This window comes from Pantoea phosphatilytica, assembly GCF_051025615.1.
In the GTDB taxonomy this organism is placed as follows: Bacteria; Pseudomonadota; Gammaproteobacteria; order Enterobacterales; family Enterobacteriaceae; genus Pantoea.
Genome location: NZ_JBPFDF010000003.1, coordinates 108,900 through 122,263, shown reverse-complemented (window position 1 = coordinate 122,263; position 13,364 = coordinate 108,900). Strand labels below are relative to the sequence as shown.

The following is a 13,364-nucleotide window of genomic DNA, read 5'->3' as shown; positions in this document are numbered from 1 at the left end:
TCTTTTTCGCCAGGAATCCCTAATGTCCCAACTGATCTACCTTCAGGGTTATCCTGCCCCGCTGCTTGAGCAGGTTCAGACGCTGATAGCCCACCAGCGCTTAGGTGCGTTTTTGCAGGAACGCTACCCCGACACCCACGATGTCATGAGCGACAAGGCGCTGTATGACTATACCCAGGCGCTGAAGAACCGTTATATGCGCAACGCCCCGCCAATCAGCAAAGTGATGTGGGATAACAAAATCAAAGTGATGAAGCACGCGCTGGGTCTGCACACCGCCATTTCACGGGTTCAGGGCGGTAAGCTCAGGGCGAAAGCGGAGATCCGCATCTCCACCTTTTTCCGCCTCGCGCCGGAGCCGTTTCTGCGGATGATCGTAGTGCATGAGCTGGCGCACCTGAAAGAGAAGGATCACGACAAAGCGTTCTATCAGCTCTGCTGCCACATGGAACCCGACTATCACCAGCTCGAATTTGATGCGCGCCTCTGGATGACCGACCAGGCGATGCGCGGCAACGCCGCTTAAAGAAACTCCTGCGCTTTCTGGATCAGGCTGGTTTTGGTCAGCGCCCCCAGAAAGCGTCGCTCTTCAGGATTATTGAGCACCGGCAGCCGCTCCAGCGTGACGGCCGCAAAGGCTTCCCACCCCTCGCGCATACTCTGATTCTGATAGGCCACCGGGAAATCCTGGTCCATCACGCACTGTACCGGTGAGTCGAGGGTGATCTCCTGCGCCAGCACCCGGCGCGAGATCTCGTGGATCGACACCACGCCGAGAAAAGCACCTGCCGCGTTTATCACATAGACGTAGCGTTCACGCTTCAGCGAACTGACCGCCAGCGCCTGCCCTACCGACTCTTCCGGCTGCAGCGCCGCTCCCGGAATAATCAGCTCGGCAATGCGCATATTATCGAAATCATATTTCGCTTCTGACCGGCTGAAGTGATGGCTCACTACCGGATAGGTACTGGCAGACTGCAGGCGATAGACCACCATCGACGCCAGCACCGTGGCGATCATCAGCGGAAACAGCAGGCTGCTGTTGAGCGTCATCTCCAGCACCATCAGCATCGCCATCAGCGGGGCCTGGCTGACCGCTGCCAGCACCGCCGCCATGCCGATGGCGGCATAGAGCAGCACATTGCCGAGTGGCAGATGCAGCGCCACGCCGACGGTAGCGAGCGTCACCCCCAGCAGCGCGCCAATCAGCAGCGACGGGGTAAAAAGTCCGCCTACTGCATTCGACCCCACCGACAGGCTGGTGGCGAGCGTTTTCAGCACCAGCAGTAACAGCAGCCCCGGCAGCAGATAGTCACCCGCCATCACTTTGACGATCACCTCATAGCCGTTACCGAGAATATCGGTGGAGATCAGCGCCAGCAGGCCGACGGCGAATCCGCCTGCGCCCAGCCGCAGCGGCAGCGAGGCGATCCGGCTGAAGAGCAGTCTGCTGCGGGCGATGCTTTTGATGACGATCCAGCCCGCCAGACCGGCGCTCAGACCAATCACCACCGTCATCAGCAGCGTGCTGAGGTCCATGGTGAAATCAGCCTCCGCCAGCGGATAGAGCGCGTTGCGGAAGCCCAGCGTCCACATCGTCATTACTGCCGTGGCGGAGGCGATAATCAGCGGGATCAGCCGCTGCAGTGCCGAGATGCCGAAGGCGATCTCCGCCACGAAAATCGCCGAGGCCAGCGGTGCGTGATAGACCGACGAGAGGCCCGCTGCTGCCGCCATCGCAACCACGTCGCTGTTTTTCAGGTTCAGCGATGCAGGTAACAGACGGCCAATCGCACTGCCGCAGAGCGCCGACAGCTGCACCATCGGCCCCTCTTTACCTATCGACGCACCGCTGCCGATACTGGCTATCGACGACAGGGCGCGAAACAGCGAGGTCCGGGTAGGCACCGCATCGAGCCGGGCGTTGATCACTTCCAGGTAATCGGTTTTTATCGTCTGCTGCTGTTCGAGGGCGACCGCATAACGCAGAAAAAAGCCGGCCAGCACGCCACCTGCGCCCACCAGCAGCGGCCAGAAGATCCACGGCCAGAGCGCAAGGGACTCGGTAATCTCACCGCTGCGGGCAAACAGCAGATGGTTGATCAGCTCAATGACGCCGCGAAACGCCAGCGTGACCAGCGATGCCGCGCAGCCGACCGGAATGGCGATCAAGAGTGTGGTCCAGTTTAATGCGTGCTTATTTGCTTTCACCTGCGCTCCCTGTTGCTGCCTGAAAATCGTCGCGTCCGCATAGTAGTGGAATGCAGATCGCAGGATCAATCTCTGCCCGTCCGGCACCCTTGCGCAGCGTGGAAGAGATGTTACTCTGCCGTTTTACTGCTGCCGGAGAGATGACGTGATTCGTTTTGCCATTGTGGGAACAAACTGGATTACGCGCCAGTTTATTGATGCCGCTCATGAAACCGGCGCGATGACACTGCACGCGGTTTATTCACGCAGCCAGTCACAGGCCGACGCGTTTGTTGCCGATTATCCCTGTCAGCAGACCTTTACCTCGCTGGCCGCGCTGGCCGCCTGCCCGGAAATCGAAGCGGTCTATCTGGCCAGCCCCAATGCCCTGCACTGTCAGCAGGCGCGGCTGTTTATGTCACACGGCAAGCATGTCATTTGCGAAAAGCCGCTGGCGTCGAATCTGGCAGAGGTGGAGCAGATGATCGCCTGCGCCCGTGAACATCAGGTCGTGCTGTTTGAGGCATTCAAAACCGCCAGCCTGCCCAACTTCCAGCGGCTCCGGCAGGCGCTGCCGGATGTCGGTAAGCTGCGAAAAGCGCTGCTGAGTTACTGCCAGTACTCCTCACGCTATCCGCGCTATCTCAACGGTGAGCACCCGAATACCTTTGATCCGCGCTGGTCGAATGGATCCGTAATGGATATTGGCTATTACTGCCTGGCCGCGGCGGTGACGTTGTGGGGTGCGCCCGCGCGCGTGCAGGCCAGCGCAACGCTGCTGGAAAGCGGCGTGGATGCTCATGGCGTCGTGGTGCTGAGCTACGGTGAGTTCGACGTGACGATTCTGCACTCCAAGGTGAGCGACTCAAGCCTGCCCAGCGAGATTCAGGGGGAAGCGGGCGCGCTGGTGATCGAAAAGTTAGCGGAGTGCCAGCAGCTGATCTTTGCGCCGCGCGGCGGGGAGAAGAAGGTGCTGAGTGAGCCGCAACAGAGCAACACGATGTACTATGAAGCCGCCGACTTTGCCCGGCTGGTTGCGCGGCGTCAGGTGGAGCACCCTGGGCTGGCGGTGTCGCGCACCACGGCGGCGCTGCTGACGGAGATCCGCCGCCAGACCGGGGTGATCTTCCCGGCGGATCGCGCCGCTGTGTAAATATTTCTAAATATGACTGAGAACGATTGCTTCCTGAGTAGCGAAACCGTAACGTACTCTCCTGCAAAGGGGAGTAACTTGTAAGCTGATTGATCGTCACTACGTTGCGAAAGCATCCGGTCATCAGGCAACCCGGAATCGATTTCTGTGTTGTAAGTGAGACCTTGCCGGAAGGCGAGGTTTGCTTACAGAAAAATAAGCGGCTGATGTCTTCTGACTTCAGCCGTTTTTTTATTTTAAGACAGGATACGACTATGCAGACTGTGGGTACGCCTCTTCTCTGGGGCAGCTTTGCGGTTGTGGTGCTGATCATGCTGGCTATCGACCTGCTGCTGCAGGGACGCCGTGGCGCGCAGACCATGTCTTTCAAACAGGCGGCTGTCTGGTCGCTTATCTGGGTTTCCGTCTCTCTGCTGTTCAGCGCCGCCTTCTGGTGGTATCTGGAGGGCAGCGCAGGCCGTGAGGTCGCCAATACGCAGACGCTGGCGTTCCTGACCGGCTACGTACTGGAGAAGGCGCTGGCGGTGGATAACGTCTTCGTCTGGCTGATGCTCTTCAGCTACTTCTCGATTCCGGCCAACCTGCAGCGGCGCGTGCTGATCTACGGCGTGCTGGGTGCCATCGTGCTGCGTACCATCATGATATTTGCCGGAAGCTGGCTGGTAACGCAGTTCAGCTGGATCCTCTATGTGTTTGGTGCCTTCCTGCTGTTTACCGGCGTAAAGATGGCGCTGGCGAAAGAGGATGACAGTGCGGTGGGTGACAAACCGGTGGTGCGCTGGCTGCGCAGCCACTTACGTATGACCGACGATCTGGACGGCGAAAAGTTCTTTACCCGCAAAAACGGCGTGCTGTTTGCCACGCCGCTGCTGCTGGTCCTGATCATGGTGGAGCTCAGTGACGTGATCTTTGCGGTCGACAGTATCCCGGCGATCTTTGCCGTGACGACCGACCCGTTTATCGTGCTGACGTCAAACCTGTTCGCGATTCTGGGCCTGCGTGCCATGTACTTCCTGCTGGCAAACGTGGCGGAACGCTTCTCGATGCTGAAATATGGTCTGGCGATTGTGCTGGTGTTTATCGGCTTCAAGATGCTGATTGTCGACCTCTACCATATTCCGGTCGGTATCTCACTGAGTGTGGTTGGCGTGATTCTGGCCTCAACCCTGCTGATTAATGCCTGGGTCAACCGCAAAAGAGACCAGAAAAGGATCTCACCATAATTACCTGCGGGGGCAGCGGATGCCCCTGTTTTATTTTGCGGCGCCCTGCCCCGACATTTCATCCCTCTGTCACACTTCCACAATCCAGCATAATAAAAACCCGACCTCCGCCACAGCGACAGAATTTTCTCTTTTCTCGTCAGATCTTTTCCTTATACTCCGCCGGGCAAACCGTTTTAGCCGATGCAAAACATCGCGCCTGAAACTACATCCGCGACAAAATATAGAAAATATTATGCAGAAAACTCTCTCCTCACGTCTGGGCACGCTGCTCGCCGGAAGCCTGGTGAAGCAAATCATGATTGGGCTGATCGCCGGTGTGGCGCTCGCCTGGATTTCACACGATGCCGCGCTGGCGGTGGGTCTGCTGGGTGAACTGTTTGTCAGTGCGCTGAAAGCGGTTGCGCCGGTGCTGGTTCTGATGCTGGTGATCGCCTCGATCGCCAGCCACCAGCAGGGCCAGAAAACCAACATCCGGCCGATTATTATGCTCTACCTGCTGAGCACCTTTTTCGCGGCGATCGTTGCGGTGGCCTTCAGCCATCTGGTGCCGCAGACGCTGACGCTGGCGGTGGGCAGCACAGAGATCGTGCCGCCTTCCGGGATCACGGAAGTATTGCGCGGACTGCTGATGAGCATGGTATCGAACCCGATTACTGCCCTGATGCAGGCTAACTATATCGGTATTCTGGTCTGGGCCGTTGGCCTGGGGCTGGCGTTCCGTCACAGCAGTGACACGACCCGCGCGGTGCTGAATGATGCTTCGGAGGCCGTCACCTGGCTGGTGCGCTGCGTCATCCGCTGCGCACCAATCGGGATTTTCGGTCTGGTGGCGTCGATTCTGGCGTCAACCGGCTTTGGCGCGCTGTGGCAATATGCCCATCTGCTGGCGCTGTTACTGGGCTGTATGCTGCTGATGGCGCTGGTGGTCAACCCGATGCTGGTGTTCTGGAAAATCCGTCGTAATCCCTATCCGCTGGTCTTTACCTGCCTGCGTGAAAGCGGCGTCACCGCCTTCTTTACCCGCAGCTCTGCCGCCAACATTCCGGTGAATATGGCGCTGGCAAAACGTCTTGGCCTGGATGAGGATACCTATTCAGTGTCGATTCCGCTGGGCGCAACCATCAGTATGGCGGGAGCCTCAATCACCATCACCGTGCTGACGCTGGCGGCCGTGCATACGCTGGGCATCAGCATCGATGTGCCGACGGCGATTCTGCTGAGTCTGGTGGCGTCACTCTGTGCCTGTGGCGCATCCGGGGTGGCAGGTGGTTCACTGCTGCTGATCCCGGTGGCCTGCAACATGTTCGGCATCCCGAATGACCTGGCGATGCAGGTAGTCGCGGTGGGCTTTATTATCGGCGTCCTGCAGGATTCGGCGGAAACCGCGCTCAACTCCTCGACCGATATTCTGTTTACTGCCGCCGTCTGTCAGTCAGAAGCAGAGCGCGAAACCAGCCGGGCTTAATTTTTCAGATAGCGCAACCGCTCAAAGAGCGGGTGGCGGCGTCCGAAGAGTAAAGCGTCCCGCGCCAGGGAAGGCGCGGGCTGAGCGAGCAGGGATGCTTTAAGCGACGTTGCGATCGGCCTCCGCCACCCGCGACGGGCACAGAATTAACCGACGATGATGGCAACGCCAGAGTTGCCATTTTTGCCCGGCTAATCAGAGCGTCACACCGCTTTTGAAAATCGCCAGTTCGCGGAAATCATTCTTCTCATTGTTGGTCAGCTCACCGCTGGCAATCGCAACGATGTGGTCGACAAAATCTTCCAGCATCGCCTCCATACTCATTCCCTCGATCAATCGGCCGGCATTAAAGTCGATCCAGTGCGGCTTCTTCTCTGCCAGCGGTGTATTGGTTGCCAGCTTCACCGTCGGTACAAAACCGCCATAGGGTGTACCGCGTCCGGTACTGAACAGCACCATGTGGCATCCGGCGCCCGCCAGCGCACTGGTGGCGACGGCATCGTTGCCCGGCGCACTCAGCAGATTCAGCCCCGGCGTTTTTAACCGCTCGCCATACTTCAGCACATCGACCACCTGGCTCTGCCCCGCTTTCTGGGTACAGCCCAGCGACTTCTCCTCCAGCGTGGTGATGCCGCCCGCCTTGTTGCCCGGTGACGGATTCTCGTAGATCGGCTGCTGGTGATCGATAAAGTACTGTTTAAAATCGTTGATCATCGCCACCGTTTTGCGGAAGGTCGCCTCGTCGCGACAGCGGCTCATCAGAATCTGCTCTGCGCCAAACATCTCCGGCACTTCGGTCAGTACGGTGGTGCCGCCGTTGGCGATCATCTGATCGGAGAAACGGCCCAGCAGCGGATTAGCGGTAATGCCGGATAAGCCATCCGAGCCGCCACACTCCAGACCAAACTTCAGCTCGCTGAGCCTGCCGGGTTCGCGACGGTCGTGGCGCATTTTCTGATAGAGCGCATGCAGGCGCTCGACTCCGGCCTCAACTTCGTCGTCATGCTGCTGGCACACCATAAACGCCACCCGGTCGCTTTCAAACGCGCCAAGCGTGTCGCGAAACGCATCGACCTGATTGTTTTCGCAGCCCAGGCCAATCACCAGCACCGCGCCCGCATTGGGATGGCGCACCATATTCTGCAGCATCGTGCGGGTATTTTCGTGATCCTGCCCCAGCTGTGAGCAGCCAAAGGTGTGGCTGAACAGAAACACGCCGTCTGTCCCTTCTGCCTGCTGCGTCTCTTTCAGGAAGCGTTGCAGGATCTGGCGCGCAATACCGTTGACGCAGCCGACGGTAGGCAGGATCCACAGCTCATTGCGGATACCGACCTCGCCGCTGGCGCGACGGTAGATCTGCACCTCGCGATCGCCCGGCTGTGGCGGCAGCGTCACAAAATCGGGCTGCCAGGCGTAGTCGTCCAGGTCGCTGAGATTGGTGCGGGCGTTCTGCGAATGGATCAGCTCTCCGGCAACGATCGGCTGAGTCGCATGGGCAATCGGCAGCCCATATTTGATAATCAGCGCATCCTGCGCGACCGGATGCAGAGCAAATTTATGCCCGCGCCCTACCGCCTGCTGCAGTACCACACTTTGTGACGGCAGCTCGACGGTGGCACCCGCCTCTAAGTCACGTAACGCCACCGCGATATTGTCGCGGGGATCAATTTTAATGGCATCTTGCATAGTGTTATCTCAGTTGGCTCAGCGCCTCACGCATTCCGTGGGCGACGATGTTTTGCAGGTGTTGAGTGACCTGTTCAGCCAGACCGGGCTGACAGGTTAAATCCTGGCCCCAGTGCTGCGTGTTGCCGAGCACGCCCTGCACCAGTTGCGGCAGCGAATGCGGGTCGGCCTCACAGGCTTTCCAGGCTTCAGCGTAAAAGGCCAGCCAGTGCGGCTCATCCTGCAGCGGCCACGATTTTCCGGCTGACTCGCCGCGATAGAAAGCGATCAGCGCCGCCAGTGCAAAGGTCATGTGCGTCGGCCATGTGCCGGTTTGCTGATGGGCAGCAAGCAGCGGCGTCAGCAGTCGGGTGCGGAATTTGGTCATGCCATTCAGGGCAATCGACAGCAGCGCGTGGCGAATAAAAGGATTGCGGAAGCGGCGCACGACGGCATCGGCAAACCTGTGCAGTTCCTCTGGCGGCAGATCCAGCGTCGGGATCACCTCGTGGCGCAGCAGCCGATCCACAAATCCGGCGATCGCCGGATCGGCCATCGCCTCACCAACGCTCTCAATACCAGCCTGAAACGCCACCGGCACCATCGCGGTATGCGCACCATTAAGGATGGCGACCTTCTGTGCTTTATAAGGCGCGATATCATCCACATGCCGGACCTGCGGCGACAGCGCCGCCAGTTTCAGTTCACTGAACAGCGCCGATGGCCCCTGAATCACAAACTGGTAGTAGACTTCGCCTGCCACCAGATAGCGATCTTCATAGCCCAGCTCGCTTTGCAGCTGCTCACTCTCCGCCGGAAAACCGGTCACGATACGGTCCACCAGGGTGTTGTAGAAGGCACAGTGCTGATTAACCCAGATTTTAAATTCTGATGGCAGATGCCAGAGGTCGGCGTAGCGGAGCACAAGTTCGCACAGCGTGTCGCCGTTGTGGTCTATCAGCTCGCACGGCACCACCAGCCAGCCCCGGTCGCTGGCGCCGCTGAAGTGGGTATAGCGCGCCCAAAGCAGCTGTGTCAGTTTGCCGGGAAAACTGCCGGCAGGGGCGTCAGAGAGCCGATCCGTCTCGCTGAACGTGATCCCCGCTTCGGTGGTGTTGGAGAAGACCATACGCAGATCGGGATTGCGGGCCAGCGCCATAAACGCGTCATGCTGCTGCCAGGGCTGGATCTCGCGATTGAGGCTGCGGATCAGCCGGGTTTCGCTGATCGGCTCGCCCCGATCGTTCAGTCCCCGGATCAGCGTGGTGTAGAGACCATCCTGCTGATTCAGGCTGTCGCTGACCTCACGGTTGCGCGGCCGCACCACCACGATCCCGGCATCAACGCCCTGATGTTCATTCAGCCAGTCAATCTGCCAGTCGATAAAGGCACGCAGAAAGTTGCCTTCACCGAACTGGATGATCCGGTCGCGGTAGACCGCACCCGGAAAGTCGTGGCGGTTCAGCCTTTTCATCATCAGGCTCCCAGCTCGATGCCGAAGTAATCACGGGCATTGTCGAAGCAGATGTTGCGGACCATCTGACCTAACAGCGCCTCGTCGGCTGGTGCCTCGCCCCGCTCGACCCACTGGCCAATCATCTGGCACAGCAACCGGCGGAAATATTCGTGGCGGGTGTAGGAGAGGAAACTGCGGCTGTCGGTCAGCATTCCGACAAAGCGACTCAGCAGGCCGATCTGCGCCAGCTGCGTCATCTGACGCTGCATGCCATCCAGCTGATCGTTAAACCACCAGGCTGAGCCGAACTGCATCTTGCCCGCCTGACCTTCGCCCTGGAAATTGCCTGCCATGGTGGCCAGCACTTCGTTATCGCGCGGATTCAGGCAGTAGAGAATGGTTTTGGGCAGCGCGTTATCCCGGTTCTGGGCACCCAGCAGGCGCGCCAGTGGCTCTGCCAGCGGCTGGTCGTTGATGGAGTCGAAGCCCACATCCGGCCCCAGCAGCTGAAACTGGCGCGGATTGGTGTTGCGCAGTGCGCCGATGTGATACTGCTGCACCCAGCCGCGACGGGCATATTCGCTGCCCAGCCAGACCAGCACTGCGGTTTTAAACTGTGCTGTTTCCTGTGGGTCGGGCGCGGCACCGCTGCGACGACGCGCCAGAATGGCATCCAGCGTGGCGTCATCCGCCTCGGCATAACAGACCACGTCCAGCGCGTGATCCGAAATCCTGCAGCCGTGCGCGGCGAAGTGATCCAGCCGCTGATACAGTGCGCGGCGCAGATCGTCGAAGCGCTGCACACTGATGTCCGTCAGTTGCTCCAGCGATGCAATCCACGGCAGGAAGGTTTCCGCTTCAATGTTAAACGCTTTATCCGGTCGCCAGCTCGGCAGCACCCGGACGCTGAAGCTGGCATCGTCTGCCATCGCACGGTGATGCCGCAGATCGTCCAGAGGATCATCGGTGGTGCCGACCATCTTCACGTTCATCTGCTGCATGATGCCGCGCGTGGTGAAGCTCTCCTGCGCCAGCAGCGCATTGCAGCGATCCCAGATGCTGTCAGCCGTTTTTTCTGAAAGCAGCGTATCAGTGATGCCGAAAGGCCGGCGCAGTTCGAGGTGGGTCCAGTGATAGAGCGGGTTACCAATCGTGTGGGGCACGGTGCGCGCCCAGGCATCAAATTTTTCGCGGTCGCTGGCGTCTCCGGTAATGAACGCCTCAGCCACACCGTTGGCACGCATCGCCCGCCATTTGTAGTGGTCGCCTTTCAGCCAGATATCATAGAGATTGGCGAAGCGATAATTTTCGGCAATCTGCTGCGGAGGTAAATGGCAGTGATAGTCGAAAATCGGCTGATCTTTCGCATAGTCGTGATAGAGACGACGGGCGAATTCACTCTCCAGCAAAAAATCCTCGGTCATGAAACGTGACATACAAGCATCCTCATCTACTGAACCACCAATGGCTCAAAGTTATCATACCAATTCTGGTGTGTTACCGATTTGTTTGCGATCCTGCTCACATAAACAGCGTTGCCGGGCGACCTTTATGGACGTTTTTGTCGCCGGTAGCGCGCTAAATGGCTGTCATTACGCAGGTTTCCAGTATCCCACAGTGCAAAAAGGGTTTTTGTGATAGCTCTCAACTTTTAAAGTTGTATAACAAGTTAGGCTCTCGCTCTGTCGTGAGATCGCTGACGACAGACAAATGGCAAGGTCAAAACAGGGTTGCTGTGACAGAACCTGCGGGCGTGAGCAAAACTGCATCACGAGCTGTCCCGCTCCAGATAACAACAGCGGCAAGACCGCATACAGAACTGGAAGAGGTAGAGGATGCGTAAGATCAAAGGGTTACGCTGGTATATGATAGGGCTGGTGACGCTCGGCACCGTGCTGGGGTACCTGACCCGCAACACGATCGCCGTGGCCGCCCCGACATTACAGACAGAGCTGCATATCACCACGCAGCAGTACTCCTACATAGTGGCAGCTTACTCAGCCTGCTACACGCTGATGCAGCCGGTCGCCGGGTATGTGCTGGATCTGCTCGGCACCAAAATCGGCTATGCGATGTTTGCAGTGCTGTGGGCAATCTTCTGCGCCGCCACCGCGATGGCGGGCAGCTGGGGTGGCTTCGCACTGGCACGGGGCGCGGTCGGTGCAGCAGAAGCTGCGATGATCCCGGCGGGCCTGAAAGCGAGCAGCGAATGGTTTCCGGCCAGAGAGCGGTCGGTGGCGGTCGGCTACTTTAACGTCGGTTCCTCTATCGGCGCGATGCTGGCTCCGCCGCTGGTGGTCTGGGCGATCGTGGCGCACAGCTGGCAGATGGCCTTTATCATCACCGGCGTACTGAGCATGGCCTGGGCGCTCTGCTGGCTGATTTTTTACAAGCATCCCAAACAGCAGACCAAACTCAGCGACGAAGAGCGGAATTACATTATTTCCGGTCAGGAAGCGCAGCATCAGACCGGTAACACCCGCAAAATGTCGGCGCTGGAGATCATCCGTAACCGCCAGTTCTGGGGCATTGCGCTGCCGCGCTTTCTGGCAGAACCGGCCTGGGGAACGTTTAACGCCTGGATTCCGCTCTTCATGTTCAAGGTTTACGGCTTCAATCTTAAAGAGATCGCGCTGTTTGCCTGGATGCCGATGCTGTTCGCGGATTTTGGCTGCATTCTGGGAGGCTATCTGCCGCCGCTGTTTCAGCGCTGGTTCGGCGTTAACCTGATCGTTTCCCGTAAGCTGGTCGTGACCCTGGGCGCGGTATTGATGATCGCACCCGGCACCATTGGCCTCTTCACCAGCCCCTATGTCGCTATCGGGCTGCTGTGCGTCGGCGGCTTTGCGCATCAGGCGCTGTCCGGTGCGCTGATCACCCTGTCATCTGACGTATTTGGCCGCAACGAGGTGGCGACGGCTAACGGCTTAACCGGCATGGCTGCCTGGACCGCCAGCACTATGTTTGCGCTGGTCGTCGGTGCGCTGGCCGATACGCTGGGCTTCAGCCCGCTGTTTGCTGCGCTGGCAGTGTTCGATCTGCTGGGTGCGGTAGTGATCTGGACGGTGCTGAAGAATAAACCGATCTCAGAGCTGAACGCTGAACCGGTTATTCCGCAGGCCAGTGCAGTCCGTAGCTAATCTGTCGGGCTGGCGCAGGTCAGCCCATTTCCTCGCCGGGCCTGAAGTGGTATAACAACTTATCTGTCTGCTACCAGGATTGTGCTATGGACCTCACCGAATCCCGTCGACTCTATCAACAGCTGGCCAGCGAGCTGAAAAGCCGCATTGAAACCGGGATCTATCCGGTGGGTGATAAGCTGCCTGCTGAACGGCTGATTGCCGAAGAGATGGAAGTGAGCCGCACGGTGGTTCGCGAAGCGATCATCATGCTGGAAGTGGAAGGTTATGTGGAAGTCCGCAAAGGTTCGGGCATCCATGTCATTGCCAGTCAGCAACAGAAACGCATTAGCGTCAGCAGCAGCCAGCTGGAGTTCGCCACCTTTGGCCCGTTTGAATTACTGCAGGCCCGCCAGCTGATTGAAAGTAACGTGGCCGAATTTGCCGCCACTCAGGTAACCCGTCAGGACATTATCGACCTGATGGCGATTCAGGAGAAAGCCCGCCAGGAGGATCACTTCCGTGACTCCGAGTGGGATATGCAGTTTCATGTCCGCATTGCCCAATCCACTCAGAACAGCGCGTTAGCCGCCATCGTCGAAAAAATGTGGCTGCACCGCCTGCACAATCCCTACTGGCTCAAACTCCACGAGCACATCGACCAGCGCAGCATTCTCAGCTGGTGCGACGACCACGATCAGATCCTCAAAGCTCTGATGCGCAAAGATCCTGCCGCCAGCAAACTGGCGATGTGGCAACATCTGGAAAATACTAAGCAGATGCTGTTTAACGCGACGGCGGATGATTTCGAATTTAACGTGGATCGTTACATGTTCAGTGAGAACCCGGTCATCCTGCCTGAAGGGTCTGATAACGCCCGCTGAACGCGCCCGAATCCTCCTGAAAGGGTCAGTTAATCTGCAATAGTGTCAGGACGTGTAAAGCTCCTTTTTACAGGTCGTTTCACAAGGTAAAACTCCTGCTTGTCAGAGAGTTTCCCTGTCTCAGACAGGCGATTTTTGTTACAGTTATCACCCTTTTATTACCCTTTGCGACAGGGGGTTATAAAGTCGCTGATTTAACAATCGAT

The 13,364-nt window shown here is 58.3% G+C and carries 10 protein-coding genes; 6 read left to right on the top strand and 4 right to left on the bottom strand.

Annotated features, from left to right (window positions below):
- The first annotated feature begins 22 nt into the window (after positions 1 to 22).
- Positions 23 to 526, top strand: coding sequence for a M48 metallopeptidase family protein (locus ACR6AS_RS13285; RefSeq protein WP_111142020.1), 504 nt, complete (start codon positions 23 to 25; stop codon positions 524 to 526).
- On the opposite strand, the gene ACR6AS_RS13280 is transcribed toward ACR6AS_RS13285, so the two are convergent.
- On the bottom strand, positions 523 to 2,211 hold the full coding sequence (locus tag ACR6AS_RS13280) for a chloride channel protein (protein ID WP_111142019.1): 1,689 nt from the start codon (positions 2,209 to 2,211) through the stop codon (positions 523 to 525). The two genes, ACR6AS_RS13285 and ACR6AS_RS13280, sit on opposite strands and share 4 nt — an antisense overlap.
- Positions 2,212 to 2,356: 145 nt before the next feature.
- Here ACR6AS_RS13280 and ACR6AS_RS13275 point away from each other — a divergent pair, with 145 nt between their 5' ends.
- The 3 genes from ACR6AS_RS13275 (at position 2,357) to sstT (ending at position 6,034) form a co-directional block, all read left to right on the top strand.
- On the top strand, positions 2,357 to 3,343 hold the full coding sequence (locus tag ACR6AS_RS13275; RefSeq protein WP_434162458.1) for a Gfo/Idh/MocA family protein: 987 nt from the start codon (positions 2,357 to 2,359) through the stop codon (positions 3,341 to 3,343).
- Between the two features lie 254 nt (positions 3,344 to 3,597).
- A complete protein-coding gene (locus ACR6AS_RS13270) occupies positions 3,598 to 4,566 on the top strand; it encodes a TerC family protein (protein ID WP_111142017.1) in 969 nt (322 codons plus the stop codon).
- Between the two features lie 235 nt (positions 4,567 to 4,801).
- A complete protein-coding gene (gene sstT / locus ACR6AS_RS13265; RefSeq protein ID WP_111142016.1) occupies positions 4,802 to 6,034 on the top strand; it encodes a serine/threonine transporter SstT in 1,233 nt (410 codons plus the stop codon).
- A gap of 195 nt (positions 6,035 to 6,229) precedes the next feature.
- Here sstT and ACR6AS_RS13260 read toward each other — a convergent pair whose 3' ends face one another.
- Genes ACR6AS_RS13260 through uxaC form a run of 3 tightly spaced genes read right to left on the bottom strand, consistent with a single transcriptional unit; the run spans position 6,230 to position 10,591 of the window.
- Positions 6,230 to 7,720: a UxaA family hydrolase gene (locus tag ACR6AS_RS13260; protein ID WP_434162455.1), complete on the bottom strand. Its 1,491-nt coding sequence runs from the start codon at positions 7,718 to 7,720 to the stop codon at positions 6,230 to 6,232.
- A 4-nt stretch (positions 7,721 to 7,724) separates the two neighbouring features.
- Positions 7,725 to 9,173 carry a tagaturonate reductase gene (locus tag ACR6AS_RS13255; RefSeq protein WP_434162741.1) on the bottom strand — a complete coding sequence of 483 codons (1,449 nt, stop codon included), beginning with the start codon at positions 9,171 to 9,173 and terminating at the stop codon, positions 7,725 to 7,727.
- 2 nt (positions 9,174 to 9,175) lie between these two features.
- Entirely contained in the window at positions 9,176 to 10,591 is a 1,416-nt protein-coding gene (gene uxaC / locus ACR6AS_RS13250) for a glucuronate isomerase (protein ID WP_111142128.1), read from the bottom strand.
- A gap of 399 nt (positions 10,592 to 10,990) precedes the next feature.
- Here uxaC and ACR6AS_RS13245 point away from each other — a divergent pair, with 399 nt between their 5' ends.
- Together ACR6AS_RS13245 and exuR are read left to right on the top strand one after the other, a co-directional pair.
- Complete coding sequence (locus tag ACR6AS_RS13245) at positions 10,991 to 12,295, top strand: MFS transporter (RefSeq protein WP_111142127.1); 1,305 nt, start codon at positions 10,991 to 10,993, stop codon at positions 12,293 to 12,295.
- A gap of 86 nt (positions 12,296 to 12,381) precedes the next feature.
- Positions 12,382 to 13,158: a transcriptional regulator ExuR gene (gene exuR / locus ACR6AS_RS13240; RefSeq protein ID WP_111142126.1), complete on the top strand. Its 777-nt coding sequence runs from the start codon at positions 12,382 to 12,384 to the stop codon at positions 13,156 to 13,158.
- Positions 13,159 to 13,364: the final 206 nt, after the last annotated feature.

Bases quoted from the DNA above. Each gene is read 5' to 3' on its own strand.
- ACR6AS_RS13260 (WP_434162455.1), bottom strand. From the start codon at position 7,720: ATGCAAGATGCCATTAAAATTGATCCCCGCGACAATATCGCGGTGGCG.
- ACR6AS_RS13245 (WP_111142127.1), top strand. From the start codon at position 10,991: ATGCGTAAGATCAAAGGGTTACGCTGGTATATGATAGGGCTGGTGACG.
- sstT (WP_111142016.1), top strand. From the start codon at position 4,802: ATGCAGAAAACTCTCTCCTCACGTCTGGGCACGCTGCTCGCCGGAAGC.
- ACR6AS_RS13270 (WP_111142017.1), top strand. From the start codon at position 3,598: ATGCAGACTGTGGGTACGCCTCTTCTCTGGGGCAGCTTTGCGGTTGTG.
- ACR6AS_RS13255 (WP_434162741.1), bottom strand. From the start codon at position 9,173: ATGAAAAGGCTGAACCGCCACGACTTTCCGGGTGCGGTCTACCGCGAC.
- exuR (WP_111142126.1), top strand. From the start codon at position 12,382: ATGGACCTCACCGAATCCCGTCGACTCTATCAACAGCTGGCCAGCGAG.
- uxaC (WP_111142128.1), bottom strand. From the start codon at position 10,591: ATGTCACGTTTCATGACCGAGGATTTTTTGCTGGAGAGTGAATTCGCC.
- ACR6AS_RS13285 (WP_111142020.1), top strand. From the start codon at position 23: ATGTCCCAACTGATCTACCTTCAGGGTTATCCTGCCCCGCTGCTTGAG.